We start from the raw sequence: 22,782 nt of genomic DNA, 5'->3' as shown, positions 1-22,782 counted from the left end.
GCACGAGGCGCGGCGACGAGGTCCGCGAGCCCGAGGCCGTCCGCGCCGCGTCCGACGCCGAGGGGAACCGCCGCACGCCCGGCGGCTCCGCGGGCGGCGGCCCGGCCCGCAGCAAAGTCACCCGTAAAGGCGCCCGTAAAGGCGCCCGCAAAGGCGMCCGCTGCCAAGTCACCTGCTACCAAGTCACCTGCCCGGACCTCCGCCCGCCGCTGACTCCGGAGCGCGGCCCTTGGCGGCTCAGTGGATTCGGGTTAGAGGTTCGAGGTCTCGGTCAGAGGTTTCGCGGCTTGTCTTCCCGGGGGGCGGTATCCGGGCCCTGTGCGGTGTCGGCCCGGGTCACGTCTTCCCGGCTGCGCTGGTCGTCGGGCACTTGGTTGCCGGAGGCGGGGTTGCCGGGGACGGTGTTGCCGCTCGCTGGCTCGCCGGTGGCCCTCTCGGAGCGCAAATCCGCGCGGGTCGGCATTTCCCTGGTTTCGCCTTCGCGTTCGGAGGTGACCACATCAGGGTCCACTTCGTCGGCTTTGCGCAGTTGCTCCTGCGCGCCGGAGCGGACGCTTTCCGCCTCTTCCTGGCGGCTGCGGGCAACCTGGCGCAGGCGCTCGGCTTCGAGGTCGGCCTCCTGCGCGTCGGCCTCGGCACGCGCCGCCTTGGCCTCACGTTCCCGCGCAGCGAATTCGTCGGCCTTGGCCTGTTCCCGCATCTCGGCGGCGCGGTTCCGGTCCGCGGCCACTTTGCGCTTGCGGCTGATCATGACTGCCACTGCCACGATCGCGAGCACCACAACGATGCCGACGACAATTCCTATGAGCTGCCCTGAATCCACGTTGATCCACCTTTTCTCTCGGGTTGCCTAACCTGCCCCAAAAAACCACTGGAAAAACCACATCAGCGAACAGCAACAGTAAACCGCAGAACGGGGCCGGTAGCTATGGTCTCGGGAACCGCTGTCCGGGCTGGCCTGCGGCTATTTGGCGCGGGGGACCTTAAAGTGGGTCAGTTTGGCGTCCTGCCCGTCCAGTTCGGACCACGACTTTTCCGTTTCCAGGATGGTCAGAGCGCTGGTCGGAAAGCGGGTGGCGGCGTCCATATAGGCGTCGTGGTCGGAATCGCGCGACGCCAGATGCATGGCGAGGTCCTGCACACCGGGCATGTGCGAGATCACCATGAGGGTGCTCACGGTGTCCGGGACATGGTTGATCACCGCCAGCATGCGCGAGGCGGACGCGGCGTACAGGCCATCCTCGAGCTTGGGCGTCGGCGCCTTGTCCCCGAGGGCGTGGCACACCCAGGTGCAGGTCTGGCGGGTCCGCAGCGCGCTGGAGCAGAGGATGAAATCAGGGACCACGCCGTGCTTTAGCAGCCACTTTCCGGCGACCGGGGCATCTTTGTGGCCGCGCTCTTCGAGCGGCCTTTCGTGGTCGGCAACCCCACCGGGCCAGTCGGACTTGGCGTGCCGCATGATCACCAGCCGTTTGATGTGATGCGCGCTCATGCCCCAATCCTAGTGCGGTGGCTGCCGCCAGGCGCCCAGCCCGCCAGCGGCCGCTCAGTCTTCAAGGACAAAGGTCACTTCCAGCACCACGTGCCAGGCAACAACGGCGCCGTCGCTGATTTCAACCTTTTGTTCCTTCACCCACGCCCCCGTGACATTGCGCAGGGTCTTGTTAGCCCGGTCGATGCCCTCCTTGATGGCAGCATCAAACGAGGTTTTGGAGTTCGCGCTCAGGGTAGTAATCCGTGCAACAGACATGTCTTCCTCCCAATTGTCGGCTCAACGGTCCGAGACTACGCCGGAGCCAGGAAACGCAACAGAGTCCACCCCCACGCACAGCGGCTTCGCCGGATTTGGGGCCGTGCCCGTCCCCAGCCGCTCCCAACTCTCGCAAGCTCGAGTCGGGGCCCTCGCGGCAGTGGGCCCCCGCGGTGCCCGCCACGCCGCGGCCCCAAGATCCGGCCTCGCCGCCTCGGCCGCGGAGGCACATGCCCGTCAGCCAGCCCACCCAAAGCGCCCGTCGGGGAATGTGACTGCCCGGCGGAAGCGAAGTGGGTTTCCGCGTAGTGCCGCATCGCCGACTGAGGAACGAAGGAGGAAAAGAGCTGGCCGGATTCCTTGTCCGAGCTTGCGAGGTGAAGGGAGCCAGCGAACGCTAAGGCACGGCAAAGAGCCGCCTGGAGCGCGTGAAACGCGCTCTGGAGAACACGAAAGCGCCCGCCCCAATGAGAGGAACGGACGCTTTGCGTGGGCTAGAAGCTAGATCGAGTATTCCGGAGCGGCCCAGACCACTACTTCGGGGTGCTCGTAGAACCGGTACCCCTGGCCGCGCACAGTGCGCACGGTGTTGGCGAGGCGGCCGAGCTTGGAACGCAGGCGGCGGATGTGGACGTCGATGGTCCGCTCGTTCGGGACCTCTTCGGCGTTCCGCCACAGGCCTTCGAGGAGCTCGTCGCGGCCCACAGTGCGTGTGCCGTTCTCCACGAGGTAGTTCAGGAGCTCGAACTCTTTGAATGTCAGGTTCAGGGATTCGCCGTCGAGGTGCACCTCACGGCGGGCGAGGTCGATCAGCACTCCGGAAGGCCGCGGATCCTGCGGCTGCTGCAGGCGTGCGGTTTCGGTGCGCTGGCGGGCCCCTGCGGTGGGGTCACCGAAGGTCGAGCGGACGACGTCGAGCGCGGAACCCGGGGCGCTGGCCGGTGCGACGGCGACGGCGGCATAGCTTTCGGCGCCGGCAACGAGCGACTGTGCGTAGGCCCGGATTTCCTGGGCAAGCTTGGCGATGGACGTGCCGGCCGCGGCTGCGGTTTCCTCGTCGATCCCCATGTACAGCACGAAGCCGCGGGCCACGTTGTCGCTGGGGGCTGGACGGACCGGGCTGCCGGAACCCGGGGCAATCACCGGGGTGGGCGCCGTGGCGGGGGCGGGCGGAACGGCGCGGAGCTGGCCGTAGGAGTCAGGGTTGTAGCCCTGCGCTGCATATCCGGGGGCGGGGAAGCTGCCGGTGGATCCGGCGGGTGCGAACGCAGAGCGGCCCCCAAAGCCCTGGCGGATCCCGGAGGCCTGGCCGGCCTTGCTGGCGTTACGGACGGAGATGTGGACGTATCCGGATGCAACTGACATGGAATGCTTACCTCAATGTGAATGGCCGTCATCGCGGCTCGAATGCTTCTTTCCCCGCAATGAAATTGGGGAGGGGCGCCCGACTCTGGGCTGGGGGGCGAATGCCTAGAAACTCTTTGGGGTGTAAAAGTTAGGCGTGCATTCGACAACAGCGCGTCTCGGTACCAGCGGGTGTGCTGATCCAGGAAGCTGCAGCTGCAGGTGCTGTTGAGTTCTTGTTCACAATTGAAGTGTGCAACGTAACAATGCGAACGTGCAAGTAACAATGGACCGCAAGTTCCACATAGTGAGACAGATCCGGGAATTGTAGCGCAAGTCACAATTCTGCGACCGCAATAAAATAACAAGTGTTTTTCTGACCGGCTGGTCAGAAAGTCGCTTTGTCCGAATATTATTCGGCCCATCTTGCGATGTGGTGGAAATCATTCACAGCATCGCAAAATGCGCGAAACCGGGTCTCTCCACCGTTTCTTGCGAGACGGTCCACGGAGTGGGCAGCCGGCATTTTGCCGCGTGGCCCGGCGGCAAATGCCGGCTGCGGTGGGGGTCAGTTGGACTGGCCGGTGGCGGTCGCCGCCACAACCATGACCGACGACGCCGTGTAGCCGGAACCGTTCTTGGTCGCCACGATCCGCACCGTCCCGCCCGCGACAATGTCCGCCACGCTCAGCTGGGTGCCCGTGCCGCCGGCCTGCTGGCGCCGCTGTTGCAGATTACTCACCACCACATCGGCGCCCAACGCATAGCTGCGCGTGAACCCATCACTGCTCTTGACCGTGACCGAGGACGAACTGATCTCGCTCACAGTGCCCAACTGCTCGGCCATGGTGGTGTAAGCGGATCCTTGCAGCACCACGTATTCGGCATGCACTGCCGCTGAAAGGCCGCCGCCCATCCCACCGGCAGCGAAGTCGCCGGGACCACCCTGCCCCGACATGCCGCCTCCAGCGAATCCGCCACCCGCGAATCCGTCCTGCGCAGAACCTGGCATGCCCGGGGCAACACCTTGGCCGCCGGCCGCCCCGCCCGCCGCCCCACCGGCTGCTGTGCCGGCAGCTCCGTTGGCGGCCGCTGAACTTGAGGTAAGTGCGTAGACCCCCGCCCCGGCGCCGACTGCGAGGACAGCTGCGGCCCCGGCGACGGCGAGTCCCCGGGTGAGGGTCCAGGGCTTTGCCGCCGAGCCCGTCCTGGCGGCGGCTCCCGGCGCTCCCCAGCCGGCAGTAGCCGCAGGCGCCGGAGGCCCTTGCCGGGGCATACCCCAGGCCGGGGCCGATGCCGGCACTTTCGAAACAGGGGGCGCGCCCCAGCCGGAGGCAGCGCCGGCTGCCGGCTGCCCGGCGTCGTGGTGTCCGGCATCAGGCTGCCCGGCTGCATGCGGCCCAGCGCCATCCTGTCCGGCGTCGTATTGCCCGAGAGCCCGGGGCGTAGTCACGGGCGCGGGCGCTGCTGTTGTGGCGCGGGTGGAATCGGGGGCGGAATCGGGGGCGGGCTTGGGGGCTGGTCCGGAACCGGCTCCGGGATGCTGACCGCTCATGGTGTTTCTCCTTAGGGTGCGGATCGGTGTTCACCCCAGAGTGCTGAGGGATCCTGTGCCTGGGCTGTGCGGGCCGACAGCCGGGCCTGTGACGTTCGGGCGGGGCGTTAGTCTCCGATTGAGCGCTGCCGGAGCGGCACCTACGGCCCGGGAAGGGCATCCAGCTCGCTAGGCTGGGATTCACAGGTGCCGCACAGGGTCCCCAAAGCCCCGCCTAACCGGCAGATCGGAGAGTTGTCCCATGGCCACTTCGCACTCCATGACTAACAACCTTCCCCAGCTCACGCATCCGGATGGCTCCCCCATCCGCGCGCTGGTGGTGGACGACGAGCCCAGCCTCTCCGAGCTCATGAGCATGGGCCTACGGATGGCCGGCTGGTCCGTGGCCGTGGCGGAAGACGGGCCCGCCGCGGTCCGGCTTGCCAAGGACTTCCGCCCCGACGTGCTAGTGCTGGACGTGATGCTGCCCGGGTTCGACGGCGTCGAGCTGCTAAGCAGGATCCGCGCCTTCGCGCCGGAGGTGCCGGCGCTGTTCCTCACGGCCAAGGATGCCGTCCAGGACCGCATTACCGGCCTGGCGGCCGGCGGCGATGACTACGTCACCAAGCCGTTCAGCATGGAAGAGGTGCTGCTGCGCCTGCACAGGCTGGTCCAGCGCTCCGGGGTGGCCGCCATGGACACCGCCGAGCTGGTGGTCGGGGACCTTGTACTCAATGTCGACACCCGCGAAGTCACCAGGGGCGGTGAGGAGCTGCATCTGACCGCCACGCAGTTCGAGCTGCTGCGCTACCTCATGGAAAACCCCAAACGGGTCATCAGCAAGGCCCAGATCCTGGACCGCGTCTGGGACTATGACTTCGGCGGCCAGGCGAACATCGTGGAACTGTACATTTCCTACCTGCGCAAGAAGGTCGACGCCAACCACGCTCCCATGATCCACACGGTGCGCGGCGCCGGCTACGTCCTGAAACCGGCGGACTGATCCGTGCCTTCACTTTCCGGTGTGACACGCGTCCCCGGGCGCGACTGGCGCAACCCCTCCACGTGGCATTTGCGCACCCGGCTGGTTCTCGTCGCCATGGCGCTGCTCGTGGCTATCTGCGGCGCTGTGGGACTGTTCAGCTACGCCTCCATGGACTTGTTCCTGACCCGGCAGCTCGATGACCAGCTCGGCCAGGCTTCGCACCGCTCGAGTGAGTTCAGCCGGCCCCCTGCCGGCAACCCCAATGGCAGGCCGGATCCCTTAGACGCGCGGGGACAAAGGGTCGGCACCCTCATCGCCCGGATTGAGAACGGCAACGTCAGCAGTGCAGGCTTCCTGGCCACCGACGCCACCCGCGCCTCGCTGTCATCGGAGGACGACCAGATCCTCCTGGGACTACGCACCGACGGTCTCCCCGTTGATCGCTCGCTGTCATCCGGCGCCTACCGTCTCGTTGCCACGCAGACCCCATATGGCGACACCATTGTCACCGGGCTTCCCCTTGCCGATAAACAGAGCACCCTGACCTCCCTTGTCTGGACCATCACTATTGTGTCGCTTGGCGGAATAGTTCTGATCGGCCTTGCCGGGACTGTGCTCATCCGCCGCACCATGAAGCCGTTGGAGCAGCTCTCCGAGGTGGCCACCCAGGTTTCCCGCCTCCCGCTGGACGCCGGCGAGGTGGCGCTCGGGGTGCGCGTCCCGGCGTCGGCCGCCCACCGCGGAACCGAAGTGGGCAGCGTGGGCTACGCGCTGAACCAGATGCTGGACAACGTCTCCAATGCCCTCGAGGCGCGGCAGGAGAGCGAGATGAAGGTTCGGCAGTTCGTCGCCGATGCCTCGCACGAACTCCGAACCCCGCTGACGGCCATCCGCGGCTACACGGAGCTGATGCGGATGACCGAGCACTTCACTCCCGACGGCCAGAGATCCCTCGCGCGCGTGCAAAGCCAGTCCGAGCGGATGACCACCCTGGTGGAGGACTTGCTGCTGCTGGCACGCCTGGACGAGGGACAGCCGCTCAAGATCTCCGACGTCGACCTCACCCAGTTGGCCATCGAGACGGTGAGCGATGAGAAAGTCATGGCCCCGGACCGCATCTGGCAGCTGGAGCTTCCGGAGGAACCCGTGGTGGTGCGCGGTGACGCGACCCAGCTTCACCAGGTCCTCGCCAACCTCCTGTCCAATGCACGCAAGCACACGGACCCCGGAACCAAGGTGGTTACGGGCGTCATGCGTTCGGCTGACGGCAGCGCCATGGTCACTGTGACGGACAATGGCCGCGGCATCGCCCCCGAATTCGTCGGCCGGGTCTTCGCCCGCTTCGCACGTGCCGACGCGGCGCGCACCAATCCCGCGACCAGCGCCGCAGCCAGCGCCGCAGCTAACTCAGCCGTCGCGACGGCGGGGGCCCGGTCCGGGGGCGCCGTGCGCTCGGCATCCGGCGCTGCTTCCGGTGCTGCTTCTAGTGCCTTTGGCATGGCAGCCGGAGGCAGCCATGGTCAGGGAACGGCGACTGCCGCGCCGACCTCGGAGGGCACGAGCGGGTTGGGCTTGTCCATTGTCCATTCGATCGTGGAGGCCCACGGAGGAACAGTCGAGGTCACGTCCCGGCCTGGCCGCACGGAGTTCGCCGTGCGGCTGCCCGCGGCGCCGCCGTCGGCGTAGCCACCCACAGGCCCCCACCCGGACGACCGGCGACTCCGGCGCAAGCCGACACCCCGCCGTTGTGACTCCTGTTACCAAAATGTGACTTAAGCGGCCGGGTCCTGTAGCGTCTTTGGGGTGCGCCGCCATTGGTGCCGCATATCCGGACGGACGCCAAACTCTGCCGCTTCCCGGATTCCGCTGGACCAGGCAGAGGCGGGGGACCCAGAGTTCCCGGGCATTCTGCTTTCATGCGCCCTCGGGGTGAAGCCGACACGTGAGTTTCCGTGCGGCCGGATGACCTCATCCGAACCCGACAGCTAACTCCGCCGGCGTTGAGAGGCCACCATGACTGAATTCCAAGTACAAACGCGCCCTGACGGCGATTCCCATTCCCGTTCCACCAAGTCGCGCCACCGCGCCGAACCGGCCACGCAGGCATCCGCCCTGTCCAGGCTGGCCACCGGCCTCGGCATCACCGGCCGCCGCGCCGCCGTCATCACCGCCGCCTGCGCCATGCTGGTGGGGGGCGGCGCTGCCAGCCAGGCGGCAGAGCCGGGGAGCCCGGGCACGAACGTTGGAAGCAGCCAAACAGCCACCACCGCCGACCCGCTGGCCAAGCTCAACTTCGAGCGGGCCCAGGTGGCTGGGCCGACCGCTCCAGTGGAAAAAAACGTGGCACCCCAGATCTCGCAGGTTAAGGCCGTCGAAGCGCTGATCCAAGCACCCGCTGCTCCCGTGCCGGCTCCCTCAGCCCCCGCTCCTGCACCGGCTCCTGCAGCCGCTGCGGTTCCCGCCCCGGCTCCGGCCCCCGCTCCCGCACCGGCCCCGGCAGCTGCCCCGGCTCCCGCAGCTGCGCCGGTCGCAGTCGACGACCCCGCCGGGGCCCAGGCCTACGCCGCGGCCCAGCTGGGCAGCTATGGCTGGGCACCGGGCCAGATGCAGTGCCTGCATAAGCTCTGGACCAAGGAATCGGACTGGAAGACGACTGCCACCAACCCCAGCAGCGGCGCCTACGGCGTGGTCCAGTCCCTGCCGGCCACGAAGATGGCGAGCGCCGGCGCCGATTACATGACCAACTACCGGACCCAGATCAACTGGGGCCTGAACTACGTCAAGGAACGCTACGGCTCCCCCTGCGGCGCCCTGAACTTCCACTACGCACACAACTGGTACTAAACCGGCACTAACCGGCCTCCACAGAAGGCCCCGGATCCACATGGATCCGGGGCCTTCTTGTGTGTCGGGGGCGGACCAGCCGGACTTCCACAGCCCCCGCACAGCTTGACCCTAAAGCCCTCATATGGGCCGCCGGGAAAGTTGAGCCATGACATTCACAGACCAGGCCACAGGAACCCTGCTCCGCTCCACGGCGACGCCGGCCAGCCCGGCCGCACGGCCGGGGCCTGCCCTGGCCGAAGCGCTTGGCCCGGGCACGTCCGCCGGGGCGCTTGCCGGCCCGGGCGGCCGGCGCTCAGCCATTGACACGCGCGCCAACACACCCCTGCTGGACGTCACCATTCCGGTCTTCAACGAGGAACGGGATCTCGAAGCATGCCTGCGCCGGCTCCACGCGTACCTTCTCGGCGCCTTCCCGCACTCCTTCCGGATCACGGTGGCGGACAACGCCAGCACCGACGGAACGCTCAAGGCGGCGGAACGCGTAGCCCGCGAGCTGCGCGAAGTGAACGTGGTCCATATGGCCGAAAAGGGCCGCGGTAACGCGCTTCGCAAGGTGTGGCTTGCCTCGCCGTCGCCGGTCCTGGCGTACATGGACGTGGATCTTTCCACTGATCTGGCCGCCCTCGGCCCGCTCCTTGCGCCGCTCATTTCGGGGCACTCCGACCTGGCGATCGGGACGCGCCTGACCCGCAACTCGCGCGTGGTCCGTGGACCCAAGCGCGAATTCATCTCGCGCAGCTACAACTTCCTGCTGCAGTCCCTTATGGGCGCCCACTTCAGCGACGCGCAGTGCGGTTTCAAGGCGATCCGGGCGGACGTGGCCCGGCAACTGCTCCCCCACACACTGGACAACGCCTGGTTCTTCGACACCGAGCTGTTGGTCCTGGCAGAAAAGTGCGGCCTGCGCGTCCACGAAGTCCCGGTGGACTGGACCGACGACCCTGATTCCAGCGTGGACATCGTCCAGACTGCCCTCGCTGACTTGCGCGGCATGGCACGGTTGAGCCGGGACCTGGTCTCGGGCCGGATCCCGGTGCCCGAGCTGCGCGCCGCCCTGGCCCGCGGACCGCTGCCGGCCTCCTCGCGGGCCCAGGAACAAAGCCCCGGCGGAAGCCTCTTCGGGCAACTGGTCCGCTTCGGCAGCATCGGGGTGGCCTCCACCTTGGCATACCTGGCAATTTTCCTGCTTTGCCGCGGGATCATGGACCCGCAGCTGGCAAATTTCCTGGCGTTGCTCACCACCGCCGTGGCCAACACCGCGGCCAACCGGCGCTTCACGTTCGGCATCCAGGGCAGCAGCCAGGCGGCACGCCACCACTTCGAGGGGCTGCTGGTCTTCGGGATCGGGCTGGCCCTGACCTCGGGCGCACTCGCCCTGGTTCACGCCGCGTCGGGAGCGGCACCGGACCGCTGGCTTGAACTGCTCACGGTCACCGCCGCCAACCTGGCCGCCACAGCCGTGAAATTCCTGCTCTTCCGGCTGGTGGTCTTCCGGCACAGGCCTACCGACTCTGCTCCGGCGCCCGGCGCCACCGACACTTTCCTCCCCAGTACAGAAAAGGCCAAGTAAATGACGGCAACCATCAGCCCCACCGCCGGAGCCCAGGGAGGCTCCCCAGCCGGCAGCCCGCCGGCAGCCCAGGAAACTCCCCGCGCGGTACCTGAGGACACCGGGACGGCGCCCCACCTGCCGACAACCCGCACAACGCAGAGCAGCCGGGACCGCCTGCTGTTCGGACCGCAGCCACGTTGGGTGCGGCCCTCGGCAGCGCTGTTGCTGCTGGTCACCGCAGCGTTGTACCTGTGGAACCTGGAAGCCACCGGCTACGCCAACTCCTTCTACGCCGCGGCGATCCAGGCCGGGACGAAGGACTGGACCGCGCTGCTGTTCGGCTCGCTCGACGCCGGCAATGCCATCACGGTGGACAAACCGCCCGCCGCCCTCTGGATCCCCGCCCTCGCGGGACGGATCTTTGGCTTCTCGGCACTGAGCATGCTCATTCCCCAGGCTCTCATGGGCGTGGCCGCCGTCGGGCTTCTCTACCTGACCGTCAAGCGGGTGTCCGGACCGGCGGCGGGCCTGCTCGCCGGCGCCGCCCTGGCGCTGACCCCGGTGGCCGCCCTCATGTTCCGGTTCAACAACCCGGACGCGATGCTCACGCTGTGCCTGGTGCTGGCCGCCTACCTCACCACGCGCGCCATCGAGAAGGCCGGCTGGAAGTGGCTCGCTGCGGCCGGCGCGGTGATCGGCCTGGCGTTCCTGTCCAAGATGCTGCAGGGCTTCCTGATCGTTCCCGGGTTGGCCCTGGCCTACCTGTGGGCGGCGCCCACCACACTCGGCCGCCGGCTTCTGCACCTGCTGGCCGCCGCCGCAGGGATCGCCGTTGTGGCCGGAAGCTACATTGTGCTGTTCCAGCTGACCCCGGCCTCGGTCCGCCCGTACATGGCAGGTTCGGAGACCAACAGCTTCCTGGAACTGACGTTCGGCTACAACGGCCTGGGCCGGATCACCGGGTCCGGCGGGGGCATGCCGGGCGGCGGGGGCCCGGGCGGCAACGGAAACGTGGGCTTCGGCGGCACGGCCGGGATCACCCGGATGTTCGGGACCAGTTTCGGCGGCGAGGTGTCCTGGCTGCTGCCGGGAGCCCTGATCCTGCTGGCCGCCGGGCTGTGGTTCACCCGGCGCGAGGCCAGGACCTCAAAAACCCGTGCGGCGCTCCTGCTGTGGGGCGGCTGGCTGGTCATCACGGCCGGAATCTTCAGCTTCATGAGCGGCACCGTGCATCCGTACTATGCCGTAGCGCTGGCCCCCGCGATCGCGGCCCTGGCGGGCATCGGTTCCGTGGAACTGTGGCGGGGCCGGGCCTACTGGCCGGCACGGATCGTCCTGGCCGTGACGGTACTGGCCACATCGGTCTGGTCTGCCGTGCTCCTGGGCCGCGATCCGGCCTGGCTTCCCGGGCTCCGGGTGATCGCGGTGGTCCTGGGCGTGCTCGCGGCCGCGGCGTTGCTGCTGCGGGCGGACAGCATGGCGGCGCTTCCGGCGCGGTTACGCAAGGCCGCCACGGCGGGCGTCGTGATCCTGGCGCTGCTCGCCGGCGGGCTGGGGAGCACCGCCTGGACGCTGTCGACCGTGGCCCAGCCGCATTCTGGTTCGATCCCCACGTCCKGTCCCACCGCGTCCGCGATGGGCGGCGGCTTCGGGGCAGCCGGCAGGGCCGGCAGTGACGGTGCTGATGGCGGCCCCGGCGGGGAAACGTCCTCGGCGGAGCTGACAGCGCTGCTGAAGTCCTCGGGCACCAAGTGGTCCGCGATTGTCTCCGGCGCCACCCAAGCCGCGAGCCTGGAACTCGCCACCGGCACCAGCGTGATTGCACTCGGCGGCTGGAACGGCGGCGACCCCTACCCCACGCTCGCGCAGTTCCAGGCAATGGTGGACCGCGGCGAGATCGGCTACTTCGTCTCCGGCGGCATGGGCGGGGGCCGCGGGGGCAACTCCGAGGTCACCACCTGGGTCGCGGCCAACTACCAGGCCCAGACGGTGGGCAGCACCACCGTCTACAAGCTGGGAGCATAGGCCGCCATGACTGACACCCTGAGCTCCCACCCCGACACAGTGCCGGCGGGACCGGCCCGCACGCCAGGCCCGCCGCAGCCGCAAGTCCCGGAGCGGCGGCGCCGGCCCCTGGAGCCCCGGGCGGCCGGCGGCCAGCGCGCCGTCCCTGGCGCCCGGCAGCTGCGACGGCAGCTGGAACTCGCGGTCCTGCTACTGGCCACGGCCGTGCTGTATCTGTGGAACCTCGGAGCCTCCGGCTGGGCGAACGCGTTCTACTCCGCGGCGGCCCAGGCGGGGTCGCAGGATTGGGCGGCCTGGTTCTTGGGCTCTTCTGACGCCGCCAACGCCATCACCGTGGACAAGCCGCCGGCGTCGTTGTGGGTGATGGGGCTGTCGGTGCGGATCTTCGGGCTGAGCTTCTGGAGCGTCCTCGTCCCGCAGGCGCTCATGGGGGTCGGCACGGTCTGGCTGCTCTATCTGGCCGTACGCCGGGCCGCGGCCCCCGCCACGGCCGACGCCGGCCTGGCCCACCGCGCGGGGCTCCTCGCCGGTGCGGTCATGGCGCTGACCCCTGTGGCCGTGCTGATGTTCCGGTTCAACAACCCCGATGCCCTGCTGGTGCTTTTGATGACCGCGGCCGCCTACGCCGTGTTGCGCTCCATCCAGGACGCGCGCCTGCCCTGGTTGCTGCTCGCCGGGGTGCTGCTGGGCTTCGGGTTCCTCACCAAACAGCTGCAGGTCCTGCTGGTCGTCCCCGGTTTCGCCCTGGCATACCTGCTCGCGGCGCCGGCCACGGCAGGCAGACGGATCCTTCACCTGCTCTGCGGAGGCGCGGCGATGGCTGTCGCGGCCGGGTGGTGGCTGGCCGCCGTCGAACTCATTCCCGCGGCGAACCGCCCTTACATCGGCGGCTCGCAGAACAACTCCATCCTGGAACTGACCCTGGGCTACAACGGCCTGGGCCGGCTGAACGGCGACGAAACCGGGAGTGTGGGCGGCAGCAACGGCTGGGGCACTCCCGGGCTGTTCCGGCTCTTCAACAACGAGTTCGGCGGCCAGATCGCCTGGCTGCTCCCCTCGGTGCTGCTGCTCGGAGCGGGGCTGCTCTTGCTGGGCCGCCGCGCGCCGCGCACCGACGCAGTGCGGGCCTCAGTGATCATTTGGGGCTCCTGGGTGGCGGTCACCGGCCTGACGTTCAGCTTCATGGCCGGGATCATCCACCCGTACTACGGGGTGGCGCTGGCGCCCGGGATCGCCGGGCTTGCCGGGCTCGGCGGCGTCCTGCTCTGGCAGCGGCGGGACCAGACCGTTGCGGCCGCCGTCCTCGCCGTGGCGATCGTGGCGGCCGGGGCCATGGCCGCCGAACTCCTCGGCCGCACCGCGGCGTACCTGCCGTGGCTGCGCTGGGTGGCGCTGCTGGGCGCCCTCGCCGCCGCGGCGCTGGTGCTGGCCGCCGCGGCGCTGGGATTCAAGAGGTCGGGGACCAACGGGGCCGCGGGGGTCAAGGGACCGGGGCTGAAGGCATCCAGGATCATGGCGCGGACGACGGCGACGCTCGCCGTCGCCGCCGCCCTCGCCGGGCCGCTGGCGTACTCGCTGTCCACCGCGTCCACGGCCCACAGCGGCTCGATCGTCAGTGCCGGGCCGGCAGTGTCCGGCCGGGGCGGTGCCGGGATGCCGCCGTCCCTCGGCGGTGCTACGGCGGTCAACGGTACGGCCGGCGCTGGCACAGGCGGCGCTGGCCGCGGCCCGGGTGCGGGAGGTGCGGGTGGAATGGGCGGCCTGCTGGGTGCCAGCACGCCGTCGGCGGCCCTCGTGACCGCGCTGCAGACAGATGCCGGGCCCTACACGTGGGCCGCCGCCATCGTCGGGTCCAACAACGCCGCCGGCTACCAGCTGGCAACTCAGCTCCCTGTGATGGCCGTGGGCGGGTTCAACGGCACGGACCCTGCGCCGACCCTGGCACAGTTCCAGCAGTACGTGGCCGACGGCAAGATCCACTATTTCATCGCCGGCCGCATGATGCAGGGCGAAAGTGGCTCCAACGATGCCGCGCAGATTGCCGCGTGGGTGCAGGACAATTTCACCGCCCAGACCGTGGGCGGGACCAGCGTGTACCTGCTGGCAGACTAGACGGGCAGCAGGATCGGCGGGCGGAGTGGCGAAAGGCCGGGCCTTGCCGGTACGCCGGGCGGCGTGGCGAAGGGCGGCCTAGAAGGTGAAGGACAGGGCGCGCAGGCCGGCGCCGGTGACGTGGGTGGTCACGCAGACCCCGGAGTAGTCGGGAATGTGGAAGACACCGTCCGGCAGTTCGCCGGCGTTGGGCCCTACCGCCACGGTCCGGATGCCGGCGGCGATTCCCGCGGCGATGCCCGCCGGGGCGTCCTCGAATACCACCGCGTCGGCCGGGGCAACCCCTAGCAGGGACGCCGCCCGGAGGTATCCCTCAGGGTGGGGTTTGCCTTGGCTAACGTCCTCGGACGTGACCGAGACGGCAGGGACGCGGATCCCCGCAGCAGCCATCCGGACCTCGGCCAGGTCCCTGGAAGCGCTCGTCACGAGCGCTACGGCATCCGGCGGCAGGCTCGCCAGCAGCTCCAGCGCGCCGGGCACCGGAACAATCCCTCGGGTCTCGGCCAGCTCCATCCGCCCCAGTTCGGCGGCGAGGGCTTGGATGTCGGAACCGGCCGGGGCGAACCTGCGGACCGTGTCCATGGCCTGGACACCATGGGAGGAGCGCAGGATCTCGCCGATATCCAGGCCGTAGCGCCCCGCAAATGTGGTCCATACCTGCTCCACGATGCTGGTGGAATCCACTAACGTGCCGTCCATGTCGAACAGGACGGCGCGGGCGGTCAGGGTGGCAGTACTGGAACGGGCTGGAAGGCTCATGCCTCTATCCTGCCGCATGGCCCCGGCTCACCGCTGGCGCACGGCCCCCAGCGGCCCGCAGCGAAGCCGCCACGGGCAGCCGGGTTGGATCAGCCGTTGGGCCGGTTAGGGATGTACTGCACGGCCCACTTGTTGCCGTCGGGGTCGGCGAAGTGGACGAAGTGCCCCCAGTCCTGGACGTCGACGTCGCTGACGTCCACGCCGTTGTCCTTGAGCTGCTTGTGCGCGGCCTGGATGTCGCTGACCACAAGCTGCAGGCTGGGAGCCGTCCCGGGCGGGGCGTCGTTGAGGCCCTCGCCGATGGCAATCGAGCAGCCGGAGCCCGGCGGCGTCAGCTGGACGAACCGGATGCCGTCCATGGGCCGCTCGTCGTAGTCGGCGTTGAAGCCCACCTTGTTGACATAGAAATCCTTGGCCCGGTCCACATCGGACACCGGCACAAACACGAGTTCAAGTTTCCAATCCATGGCGCACACGCTAGCGCGGACCGCGGCAATGCGGAAGGGACCCCCGGCGAACTGGACCTAGCCGGCGATGCCGTACAGGCGGTCTCCAGCGTCGCCCAGGCCGGGCACGATGTAGGACTTCTCGTTGAGCTTCTCGTCGATCGAGGCCAGGACGATTGTCACGTCGGAGTCGGAGAGCTCTTCCTCCAGCTTGGCCAGGCCCTCCGGGGCGGCGAGGAGGCAGATGCACGTGATGTCGGAGGCGCCGCGCTTGAAGAGGAACTTGATGGCCTCGCGCAGGGTTCCGCCGGTGGCCAGCATGGGATCGAGGACGAAGATCTGCCGGTCCGTGAGGTCCTCCGGGAGGCGCTCGGCGTACGTGATGATGTCCAGGGTCTCTTCGTCGCGGGCCATGCCCAGGAAGCCGACCTCGGCGGTGGGTACCAGCTTGGTCATGCCCTCGAGCATGCCCAGCCCGGCCCGGAGAATCGGGACCACCAGAGGGGTTGGCTTGGTGAAGTAAGTTCCGATGGTGGTGCTGACGGGCGTCTCGATGGTCTTCGGTTCAGTGCGGACGTCACGCGTGGCTTCGTAGGCCAGGAGCGTTACAAGCTCCTCGGTGAGCTGGCGGAAAACCGGGGACGGGGTGTTCTTGTCCCGCAGAACGGTGAGCTTATGGGCGACCAGCGGGTGGTCCACAACGAGAGTGCGCATGGGTCAAAACTATCACCCGGAGGCGGAGGACCGTCCCGCAGTGCCGGGGGTATCGGCGTCGTTCGCGTCGGCCGGAGCAGCGGCGCTGGCGGCGCCATCACCGCGGCCGGCGGCGCCGTCCCGCAGGTGGGCGGGATGCTCAAAGGTGGGCGCCGGGCCAGCGTGCTCCCGGTGGCGCAGCACATGGAACAGCCGGTGCGCCAGGATCACAATCCCCACCCAGGCCAGCCCGATGCCCCACCCGACAATCACGTCGGTCAACCAGTGATGGCCCAGATAGACCCGGCTGAGGCCCATCGCGACGATGAAGATCACACCCGCGGCGATCAGGGCGATCCGGGCGCTGGTCCGTTTGATCTGCAGGCAGGCCAGGTACACCACGAGCGCGATCACCACCGTGGTGTTCAGCGTGTGACCGCTCGGGAACGACGGCGAAGTCTCGTAGGGCGGCACCGCGTCGGCATGGTCCGGGCGGACGCGGCCGATCATTTTCTTGCCCAGGGTTGTGGCCGTCACCGACGCGGCGGCCGCGCCGCCGATCAGGATCAGCGGCCGCCAGCTCCGGGAGGTGAAGATCAGCAACGCCGTCAGGATGCTGCCCAGGATGGGCATCCCGATGCCGCCGCCGATGTTGGTGAACCCGGTGATAAAGGCGTCCAGGCCGGGGCTGCGCAACTGTTCCATGAACGCCAGGGCCGGCTTGTCCAGGTTCGCGAGGCCGGCGTCGTCCACCACGTTGTCGTAGACCTCGGCGCTGAACAGCGCCAGAAGCACAATCACCACGCCGCCGATGAGCATCGTGACCCACAGAGCCGCGTAGGGCACCACCCATTTGCCCCAGCGATGCGCCAACCAGTTCTCTGTTCCGGTGGTCACGGCCGTCTCCCGACTACTTGACTACATAAACTACTGGGGCTGAACAGCAGAGCTGAACAGCATGCTTAGGATCGAAACTATCATTGACCCATGACTGCCCCTGAGCCCCGCCATGCCCAATGGATGAGCCTTGCCCTGGCGGAGGCCCGGAATGCGCTGGCCACCGCGGACGTGCCGATCGGCGCCGTCGTGATCGGGCCCGACGGTTCCGTGCTGGGCACCGGGCGAAACGAACGCGAGGCCCTGGGGGACCCGACGGCCCATGCCGAGATGGTCGCCATCCGGGAGGCCGCCGCGCGGTTGCGGGCGCACCGCGCGCTGGAGGGCAAGGGCGACGACGGCTGGCGGCTGGAGGACTGCACGCTGGTGGTGACGCTGGAACCCTGCGCGATGTGCGCGGGTGCGATCGTCCTGGCCAGGATTCCGCGGGTGGTGTTCGGTGCCTGGGATGAGAAGGCCGGCGCCGCGGGTTCCGTGTTCGACATCCTCCGAGAGCGCCGGCTCAACCACTGGGTGGAGGTCATTGCGGGCGTTCGGGAGCAGGAGTGCGCCGCGCTGCTGCGGGATTTCTTCGCCGGGCACCGCGCCTGATCCGTTCCGGCTAGCTTGCGCCGTCGGCAGATGACGCGGCGGCCGATGACGCTGCCGCTACGGCAGAAGCCGCGAGCGCGTCGATCCGCTTCTGGCGGGAGGCCGGCGAGTCCAGGCTGAAGGCCCGGAAATCACCGAGGTCCTCGCGGATCCAGGCTTCCACCTCGGCGATCCGCTGCGTGATGGCGGGCGTGGGGCCATGGAACAGCCAGGGCACGATCCTCTCCTTGGCCGGATCGTACTGCCAGAGCCCGATGATCCTGCCGCGGTCCAGGATTGGGTGGTCCGGGAGATCGGCCTGCAGCGCGAGAGATCCCAGCGCCGGTCTGTGCTGGTCTTCCTCCGCGAGCAGGTCCGCCGCGTTGCGCCGCAGCAGGAACAGGGAGTCCGTTCCGGCGAGCAGCTGGATCTGTTCCCCCGCCGGCTCCTCGAACGCGGCGAGGCGACCGACGTCCGCGGGCAGCATCCACAGCGGGTCGCCCCCGGCCTCGGTCAGGGCGGTGGCCACCTCGATGGCGCCGACGGCGGCGAGCGCCGCCTTACTTTGCGCGACGGTGAACCCCGTGAACCACTGCGATTGCTTGAAGGTGGCTCCCCCGGTCCAGCCCAGGTAGCGGCGGACCAGCTCGGTGCGCGCGGCGTCGTCGTCGAGGCCGCTGGGCGCCAAGCCCCAGGGCTCGTAGGCGTAGCGCTGCTGATCCAGGCGGCCGTTGGCCGGGACGCGGCGGATCTTGCCCTGCGCCTGCAGGATCCCCAGGGCGGTGGGCAGCGTGGTGGTAGCGCCCTTCTTCTTGCCTTCCTCGCCGAGGTTCCGGACCGAGTCGCCCAGTTCTTCCTTGAGCTGGCGCGGATCCATCGGTCCCTCCGCCTCGGCGAGCACGTGCAGCACTTGCTCCTCCAGGAGCGTGATTTCGCCCCGTTCCACGCCTAGCCTGCCGAGCACCCGGATGGCTTCGGCGGCGTCTTTGCCCAGCTTCAGCGCCCAGGCGAAGTCGTCCCGGCCCAGGACGTAGGTGCAGCCGCGGGCGACGGGGAGTTCCAGGATCCGGTGGGCGAGGACGTCGGCGTCCACCTGTTCGCGGAGGATGCCGGCGCGGGCGAAGAGCGTGAGGTATGGGTTGGCGCCGCCCACGGACCGGGCCCAGCCTGCCCGGGCCAGAACCTGTTCCGCCGTGCAGCCGGCCAGCGAGCCGTCCAGGCCCTGCCGGTGCCAGGCCCACGCCCGGAGCCGCTCCGGAGTCAGGGTCTGCGGCTCCGGCAGATTGACGGGCTCTTCTACCGACGGCGATTGCGTGGCGACAGGGTGGCTGCTCATGGGCTCATTCTCCAACAGCTTCTCTGCCAGCGGTATCAAGAAGCCGTATCAACCTGGGCCGCCGGTTTCCCGGTGTCGCCGGTTTCCGGGGATTCGGTCGATTCCGTCGATTCCGTCGACAGGAGCTCCAGAACGGTCCGGGCAGTGGCGTCCCAGCCGGGCAACCGGCCCCGTGCATCCGCTGCCGCGTCCCGCCAGCGTTCCCTGAGTGCGGCGTCGCGCAGCCAGCGGCTGAGCAGGTCCGCCAGCGGGGCGGGGTCCGTTCCGAGCCCGACGGCGGCGCCCGGCAGCGGCGTGTCAGGCACCGGCGCGTCCAGCATCCTGCCCGGCCAGCTGTCCGGCCCCGGCGAGCCGGGCAGGTTGCCGGCGCCGAGCGCCTCGACGGCTCCGGTGCCTTCGCGCACCAGCACGGGAATGCCGCGGGCCAGCGATTCGGTGACCACCAGGCCGTAGGTTTCGGCCCGGGAAATCAGCAGGCTGAGATCGGCCGCGTCCCATTCAGCCTCCAGCGCCGGGCCCTGGAGCTCGCCCGGGATGCTGACCCGCCCAGCCAGGCCCAGACATTCCACGGAGTTCCGGAGCTGCGCCGCATAGGCCGGGTGGGCGGTATCCGAGCCGATGAGGGACGCCGTCCAGGGCAAATCCGTGAGCCGGGCGAGCGCGTCCAGCAGGAGCGACTGGTCCTTGTTCTCCAGCAATGCGGCCACGGCGATGATGTGCGGCCCGCCGGCGCCGGCGGACAGGCTGCCTGCCGCCAAAGGGGCGGGCGCAGTACCGGGCAGGGCCACCCTGATGCCGTCCAGGCCGTGCCGGGCACGGATGCCCGCCGCGGCCGAGCCGCTTGTGCAGATGACACCGGCCGCGGCCTGCAGGGCCCTGCGTTCGCGCTCGGAATGGTCCGGCAAGGGCATGTGCAGCAGGATCCAGACCTGCTGCCCGGCGGCCGCGGCCTCCTCCAGTTCGTCGGGCGCACCGCAGGCGAGAAGGCTATCGACCACCATCACGGACCCAGTCGGGGAACCCGGGTTTGTGGACTCCGCATTCAGCAGCCGGGCCAGGCGCCGCCGGTCCCCCGCGCTGCCTCCCGGCCAGTCGCCGTCGAGCGGGCAGGTTTCCACTACGGCGCCGAGGGCTGTCAGTTCCCGGGCGAGCGCCGCGTTGTAGACGTTGCCGCCGGAGTTGTGCCGGACGTTGCCGGGCACCACAAGCCGGAGGCGGGGGCTGGCCGGAGGCATCTGCGGCGCTTAGCGGGCGTCGAAGTCCAGCGAGAAGCCGGCCCAGGCGTCGGGGGTTTCGCGCAGGGTGACGTCCAGCCCGGCGAGCTCGCGCCCGTCGTTGCCGACGCGGATCTGCGCGGCGACGGCGTCGGCGATGTACCGGGCGAGGGCCTCGGTGGTGCTCAGCTTGCCGACGAAGTCGGGGTGCTCGTCGAGGTTTTTGTAGTTCAGCCCCTCGAGGACTTCGTCCACCACGTCCCCCGCCGCGCCGATGTCCAGCACAATCGCATCGTCATTGAGCTCACGACGGCGGAAGGTCACCTCCGTGACGAACGTGGCCCCGTGCAGGCCTTGGGCGGGGCCGAAGGCTTCGCGCGGAAGGCTGTGGGCGATCATGAAGTTACGGCGGACGGTCAGGCTGAACACGGGCTACCTCGCGGCTTTGGTGGGCTGGGCTGGGGCGGATGGGTGTGGGGTGAATGAGACTTTGGCGGACGGGTATTCGATGACGTGGCAGAGGGCGTCCAGGGTCCCGTCGGCGAGCCGCTGGACAGCGCCGGGGAGCTCCTCGAACGTCGAGGATCCGGTCAGGAAGACGTCATAGACCGGGTCCTGCAGCAGGGACACGGCGAGCGCGAGGCGCTCGGCGTTGGTGCGGCGGTGCCGGCGGGCGCGGGCCACCATCCCCACCTGGCTGGCCCGGATGGACAGGCGGCGGGCATGGAAGTCCTCCCCCAGCGGCAGGGAGATCTTCCGGTCGGCGTACCAGGACATTTCGATGATGTCTCCGTCGTCGCCCACCAACTGCAGGCTTCGCTGCAGGCCTTCCTGCGAGGCCGAGCAGTGGATCACGATGTCGCAGTCCGGGAGGGCGTCGTCGGGGTGGCTGAAGTCGACGCCGAGGGCGTCTGCGAACGCGCGTTTGGCGGGGTCGACGTCGATCAGCTGCAGCCGCGCCAGCGGAAAGCCGGCCAGGAGCCTGGCCACCATGCCGCCGACGAGTCCGGCCCCGATCACGGCGATGCGGTCGCCCAAGCGGGGCCCGGCCTCCCAGATTCCGTTAATGGCGGTTTCCACCGTGCCGGTCAGCACCGCGCGGCGGGCCGGGACGCCGTCGGGAATCACCGTGAGTGATTCGACCGGGACGATGAAGCGGTCCTGGTGCGGGTAGAGGCAGAAGACGGTCTTACCGGCCCAGCCGTCCGGACCGTCCTCAACCACGCCCACGGTGAGGTAACCGAATTTCACCGGGTAGGGGAAGTCCCCTTCCTGGTTGGGGGCGGCCATGGCCCCGGCGACGCACGCCGGGACGCTCGCGTGGTGGACCACCAGCTCGGTGCCCTTGCTGATGCCCGAGTACAGCGTGCGGATCAGTGCCTCGCCGGGTCCGGGGGCGGGCAGTTCCTCGCTCCGGAGCTCGCCCTGCTCCGGGCCGACGGTCCAGTAGGCGGTGGCCGTGGCGTGCCGTTCAGAAGTAGTCATTGTGCTTACGAATCTAGTGCCCGCGCTGTTCGCGGGGAAGGGCGCCGCGCGCGTTCCCGGCATGGTGCGGGTGCCGTTGTGGCTCGTTTTGTGGATGGGCGCCTTGCTCCGGTACCCTAGTCAGGTTGGTGACGTGTCCGAGCGGCCGAAGGTGCAACACTCGAAATGTTGTTTGGTGTAAAAGCCAACGTGGGTTCAAATCCCACCGTCACCGCCAAATGAGAAAGGCCCTGCTCCCCTTATAAACAAAGGGAAGCGGGGCCTTTTGTTTTGCCCAATTTAGGCCGGTGGGCACATTTTGGGCACATTCGCCAGAGATACGGCGTGATCTAGAGCGTCTGCCGTCGCGGAGCGCTGAAATCCCTCGTCCATTCTTGTGAGCTGGGCTGACGATGGCCGGCACGCGCATTGGGCTTGGATCCCTGCCGGCAACGTGGAGCGCGTGGCTGATTCCGACTGGGACGTTGAGGAATACCGGCGGTGCCCGGAACACTTGCGGGGCATCCGTTGGGGAAACCGCCTGCCCGGATTCCTGCCTGCCTAGGCCGGGCACCCTTGATGCCAGTGTTGCCCGTGTGGTTATACTCATGCTTGGGGGCGCCTTAGACGGTGTATGTCGGAAGCGTTCAGCAGCCAAAAACTATCTGCCAACCACCGACAGGAGGTGCGGGGAACCGTGCCAGCATTGAAACGATCGATCTTCCGTAAAGCGGCAGCCGCTGCCGTCCTTTCCGTTGCCCTGGGAGCAGGAGCGCTCACCGCGGCGGCCCCGGCGAGCGCCGCAACCTGTGCACCGGAATTCAATTTCTGCCCCTCGTCATGTGCAGAAACTAGCGCGAGTTGCACAGCCGGTGTATCTACCGTGTACGTCACCGCAGGAACAGTCCTGCGGGCGAATAAGTACGGCTGGCCCACGGGCACCAAGCTGGAATACCGCTGGTTCTTGAACGGTAAAATTTTCGCGGGCGGTTACCATGACACCCACAAGGCATGGGAAGGCAAAGGCGATAAGTACGTCGTCCGCGTCAAGGGCACATTGAACGGCAAGGTCAGCTATCGGTTCAGCCGGACGTACATAGTCCGCTAACCACCACGCACAGAGAAACCCCCGCCAGTCATCACGACTGGCGGGGGTTTGTCGTTCCTGGTGGCTATCGTGCCAGGCGTGGTGAAGCGAGATGTTGAGGCAACGAGTCGGATGCTAGATGAGTTGTTGGCAGTCCCTGCCCGATC

Annotated in this window: 21 protein-coding genes, 1 tRNA gene and 1 riboswitch; of the genes, 9 read left to right on the top strand and 13 right to left on the bottom strand. The window is 68.5% G+C overall.

Annotated features, from left to right (window positions below; translation table 11 throughout):
* Window positions 1-271 precede the first annotated feature (271 nt).
* From AC1D2F_RS13195 to AC1D2F_RS13175, 5 genes are all read right to left on the bottom strand, one after another.
* Window positions 272-823, bottom strand: a complete 552-nt coding sequence (locus AC1D2F_RS13195; RefSeq protein WP_229992721.1) for a hypothetical protein — start codon at window positions 821-823, stop codon at window positions 272-274.
* Between the two features lie 141 nt (window positions 824-964).
* Window positions 965-1,492: a SixA phosphatase family protein gene (locus tag AC1D2F_RS13190; protein WP_229992720.1), complete on the bottom strand. Its 528-nt coding sequence runs from the start codon at window positions 1,490-1,492 to the stop codon at window positions 965-967.
* Window positions 1,493-1,546: 54 nt separating this feature from the next.
* Complete coding sequence (locus AC1D2F_RS13185; protein WP_018774263.1) at window positions 1,547-1,750, bottom strand: dodecin family protein; 204 nt, start codon at window positions 1,748-1,750, stop codon at window positions 1,547-1,549.
* 501 nt (window positions 1,751-2,251) lie between these two features.
* Complete coding sequence (locus AC1D2F_RS13180; RefSeq protein ID WP_364748255.1) at window positions 2,252-3,115, bottom strand: winged helix-turn-helix domain-containing protein; 864 nt, start codon at window positions 3,113-3,115, stop codon at window positions 2,252-2,254.
* A 547-nt stretch (window positions 3,116-3,662) separates the two neighbouring features.
* Window positions 3,663-4,649 carry a hypothetical protein gene (locus AC1D2F_RS13175; protein ID WP_364748258.1) on the bottom strand — a complete coding sequence of 329 codons (987 nt, stop codon included), beginning with the start codon at window positions 4,647-4,649 and terminating at the stop codon, window positions 3,663-3,665.
* 241 nt (window positions 4,650-4,890) lie between these two features.
* On the opposite strand from AC1D2F_RS13175, the gene AC1D2F_RS13170 reads away from it, so the two are divergent.
* The 6 genes from AC1D2F_RS13170 to AC1D2F_RS13145 all read left to right on the top strand — a co-directional run bounded on the left by AC1D2F_RS13170 (window position 4,891) and on the right by AC1D2F_RS13145 (window position 14,149).
* A complete protein-coding gene (locus tag AC1D2F_RS13170) occupies window positions 4,891-5,631 on the top strand; it encodes a response regulator transcription factor (protein ID WP_229996174.1) in 741 nt (246 codons plus the stop codon).
* Window positions 5,632-5,652: 21 nt separating this feature from the next.
* Window positions 5,653-7,299, top strand: a complete 1,647-nt coding sequence (locus tag AC1D2F_RS13165) for a sensor histidine kinase (RefSeq protein ID WP_364748262.1) — start codon at window positions 5,653-5,655, stop codon at window positions 7,297-7,299.
* A 168-nt stretch (window positions 7,300-7,467) separates the two neighbouring features.
* A riboswitch (cyclic di-AMP (ydaO/yuaA leader) is annotated at window positions 7,468-7,627 on the top strand.
* Window positions 7,627-8,457, top strand: coding sequence for an aggregation-promoting factor C-terminal-like domain-containing protein (locus AC1D2F_RS13160; protein ID WP_364748264.1), 831 nt, complete (start codon window positions 7,627-7,629; stop codon window positions 8,455-8,457). It overlaps the preceding riboswitch by 1 nt.
* A 148-nt stretch (window positions 8,458-8,605) precedes the next feature.
* Entirely contained in the window at window positions 8,606-10,030 is a 1,425-nt protein-coding gene (locus AC1D2F_RS13155; protein ID WP_364748266.1) for a bifunctional glycosyltransferase family 2/GtrA family protein, read from the top strand.
* Complete coding sequence (locus AC1D2F_RS13150; protein WP_476966900.1) at window positions 10,031-12,037, top strand: glycosyltransferase family 39 protein; 2,007 nt, start codon at window positions 10,031-10,033, stop codon at window positions 12,035-12,037.
* Between the two features lie 6 nt (window positions 12,038-12,043).
* Window positions 12,044-14,149 carry an ArnT family glycosyltransferase gene (locus tag AC1D2F_RS13145; protein WP_476966899.1) on the top strand — a complete coding sequence of 702 codons (2,106 nt, stop codon included), beginning with the start codon at window positions 12,044-12,046 and terminating at the stop codon, window positions 14,147-14,149.
* Window positions 14,150-14,227: 78 nt separating this feature from the next.
* Here AC1D2F_RS13145 and AC1D2F_RS13140 read toward each other — a convergent pair whose 3' ends face one another.
* The 4 genes from AC1D2F_RS13140 to AC1D2F_RS13125 all read right to left on the bottom strand — a co-directional run bounded on the left by AC1D2F_RS13140 (window position 14,228) and on the right by AC1D2F_RS13125 (window position 16,944).
* A complete protein-coding gene (locus AC1D2F_RS13140) occupies window positions 14,228-14,908 on the bottom strand; it encodes an HAD-IA family hydrolase (protein WP_364748275.1) in 681 nt (226 codons plus the stop codon).
* A gap of 89 nt (window positions 14,909-14,997) precedes the next feature.
* Entirely contained in the window at window positions 14,998-15,375 is a 378-nt protein-coding gene (locus tag AC1D2F_RS13135) for a glyoxalase superfamily protein (RefSeq protein ID WP_229994821.1), read from the bottom strand.
* A gap of 57 nt (window positions 15,376-15,432) precedes the next feature.
* Window positions 15,433-16,068, bottom strand: a complete 636-nt coding sequence (gene upp, locus AC1D2F_RS13130; RefSeq protein WP_229994822.1) for a uracil phosphoribosyltransferase — start codon at window positions 16,066-16,068, stop codon at window positions 15,433-15,435.
* A gap of 12 nt (window positions 16,069-16,080) precedes the next feature.
* A complete protein-coding gene (locus AC1D2F_RS13125; RefSeq protein WP_476966898.1) occupies window positions 16,081-16,944 on the bottom strand; it encodes a phosphatase PAP2 family protein in 864 nt (287 codons plus the stop codon).
* A gap of 90 nt (window positions 16,945-17,034) precedes the next feature.
* Here AC1D2F_RS13125 and AC1D2F_RS13120 point away from each other — a divergent pair, with 90 nt between their 5' ends.
* A complete protein-coding gene (locus AC1D2F_RS13120) occupies window positions 17,035-17,535 on the top strand; it encodes a nucleoside deaminase (RefSeq protein ID WP_476966897.1) in 501 nt (166 codons plus the stop codon).
* Window positions 17,536-17,545: 10 nt separating this feature from the next.
* On the opposite strand, the gene AC1D2F_RS13115 is transcribed toward AC1D2F_RS13120, so the two are convergent.
* From AC1D2F_RS13115 to AC1D2F_RS13100, 4 genes are read right to left on the bottom strand one after another with little or no spacing between them, the layout of a single operon-like run.
* The gene (locus tag AC1D2F_RS13115; RefSeq protein ID WP_476966896.1) at window positions 17,546-18,850 is read right to left on the bottom strand and encodes a DNA glycosylase AlkZ-like family protein; all 1,305 of its coding nucleotides are present in this window, start codon (window positions 18,848-18,850) and stop codon (window positions 17,546-17,548) included.
* 35 nt (window positions 18,851-18,885) lie between these two features.
* On the bottom strand, window positions 18,886-20,085 hold the full coding sequence (locus AC1D2F_RS13110) for a glycosyltransferase family 4 protein (RefSeq protein ID WP_476966895.1): 1,200 nt from the start codon (window positions 20,083-20,085) through the stop codon (window positions 18,886-18,888).
* Between the two features lie 9 nt (window positions 20,086-20,094).
* Window positions 20,095-20,493 carry a 6-pyruvoyl trahydropterin synthase family protein gene (locus AC1D2F_RS13105; RefSeq protein WP_476966894.1) on the bottom strand — a complete coding sequence of 133 codons (399 nt, stop codon included), beginning with the start codon at window positions 20,491-20,493 and terminating at the stop codon, window positions 20,095-20,097.
* Window positions 20,494-20,496: 3 nt separating this feature from the next.
* Window positions 20,497-21,549, bottom strand: a complete 1,053-nt coding sequence (locus AC1D2F_RS13100) for a dehydrogenase (RefSeq protein ID WP_364748292.1) — start codon at window positions 21,547-21,549, stop codon at window positions 20,497-20,499.
* Between the two features lie 127 nt (window positions 21,550-21,676).
* On the opposite strand from AC1D2F_RS13100, the gene AC1D2F_RS13095 reads away from it, so the two are divergent.
* Window positions 21,677-21,766 (top strand) — tRNA-Ser (locus AC1D2F_RS13095).
* A gap of 396 nt (window positions 21,767-22,162) precedes the next feature.
* On the top strand, window positions 22,163-22,636 hold the full coding sequence (locus tag AC1D2F_RS13090) for a hypothetical protein (RefSeq protein ID WP_476966893.1): 474 nt from the start codon (window positions 22,163-22,165) through the stop codon (window positions 22,634-22,636).
* The last annotated feature ends 146 nt before the right edge of the window (window positions 22,637-22,782 follow it).

Source organism: Arthrobacter sp. P1_B3, from assembly GCF_056406615.1.
Note: the sequence above shows the minus strand (reverse complement) of the source record. Positions and strands in the feature narration are given on the sequence as shown.

Bases quoted from the DNA above. Each gene is read 5' to 3' on its own strand.
- AC1D2F_RS13140 (WP_364748275.1), bottom strand. From the start codon at position 14,908: ATGAGCCTTCCAGCCCGTTCCAGTACTGCCACCCTGACCGCCCGCGCC.
- AC1D2F_RS13145 (WP_476966899.1), top strand. From the start codon at position 12,044: ATGACTGACACCCTGAGCTCCCACCCCGACACAGTGCCGGCGGGACCG.
- AC1D2F_RS13100 (WP_364748292.1), bottom strand. From the start codon at position 21,549: ATGACTACTTCTGAACGGCACGCCACGGCCACCGCCTACTGGACCGTC.
- AC1D2F_RS13160 (WP_364748264.1), top strand. From the start codon at position 7,627: ATGACTGAATTCCAAGTACAAACGCGCCCTGACGGCGATTCCCATTCC.
- AC1D2F_RS13170 (WP_229996174.1), top strand. From the start codon at position 4,891: ATGGCCACTTCGCACTCCATGACTAACAACCTTCCCCAGCTCACGCAT.
- AC1D2F_RS13120 (WP_476966897.1), top strand. From the start codon at position 17,035: ATGACTGCCCCTGAGCCCCGCCATGCCCAATGGATGAGCCTTGCCCTG.
- AC1D2F_RS13180 (WP_364748255.1), bottom strand. From the start codon at position 3,115: ATGTCAGTTGCATCCGGATACGTCCACATCTCCGTCCGTAACGCCAGC.
- AC1D2F_RS13190 (WP_229992720.1), bottom strand. From the start codon at position 1,492: ATGAGCGCGCATCACATCAAACGGCTGGTGATCATGCGGCACGCCAAG.
- AC1D2F_RS13185 (WP_018774263.1), bottom strand. From the start codon at position 1,750: ATGTCTGTTGCACGGATTACTACCCTGAGCGCGAACTCCAAAACCTCG.
- AC1D2F_RS13135 (WP_229994821.1), bottom strand. From the start codon at position 15,375: ATGGATTGGAAACTTGAACTCGTGTTTGTGCCGGTGTCCGATGTGGAC.
- AC1D2F_RS13110 (WP_476966895.1), bottom strand. From the start codon at position 20,085: ATGCCTCCGGCCAGCCCCCGCCTCCGGCTTGTGGTGCCCGGCAACGTC.
- upp (WP_229994822.1), bottom strand. From the start codon at position 16,068: ATGCGCACTCTCGTTGTGGACCACCCGCTGGTCGCCCATAAGCTCACC.
- AC1D2F_RS13090 (WP_476966893.1), top strand. From the start codon at position 22,163: ATGTCGGAAGCGTTCAGCAGCCAAAAACTATCTGCCAACCACCGACAG.
- AC1D2F_RS13175 (WP_364748258.1), bottom strand. From the start codon at position 4,649: ATGAGCGGTCAGCATCCCGGAGCCGGTTCCGGACCAGCCCCCAAGCCC.
- AC1D2F_RS13155 (WP_364748266.1), top strand. From the start codon at position 8,606: ATGACATTCACAGACCAGGCCACAGGAACCCTGCTCCGCTCCACGGCG.
- AC1D2F_RS13115 (WP_476966896.1), bottom strand. From the start codon at position 18,850: ATGAGCAGCCACCCTGTCGCCACGCAATCGCCGTCGGTAGAAGAGCCC.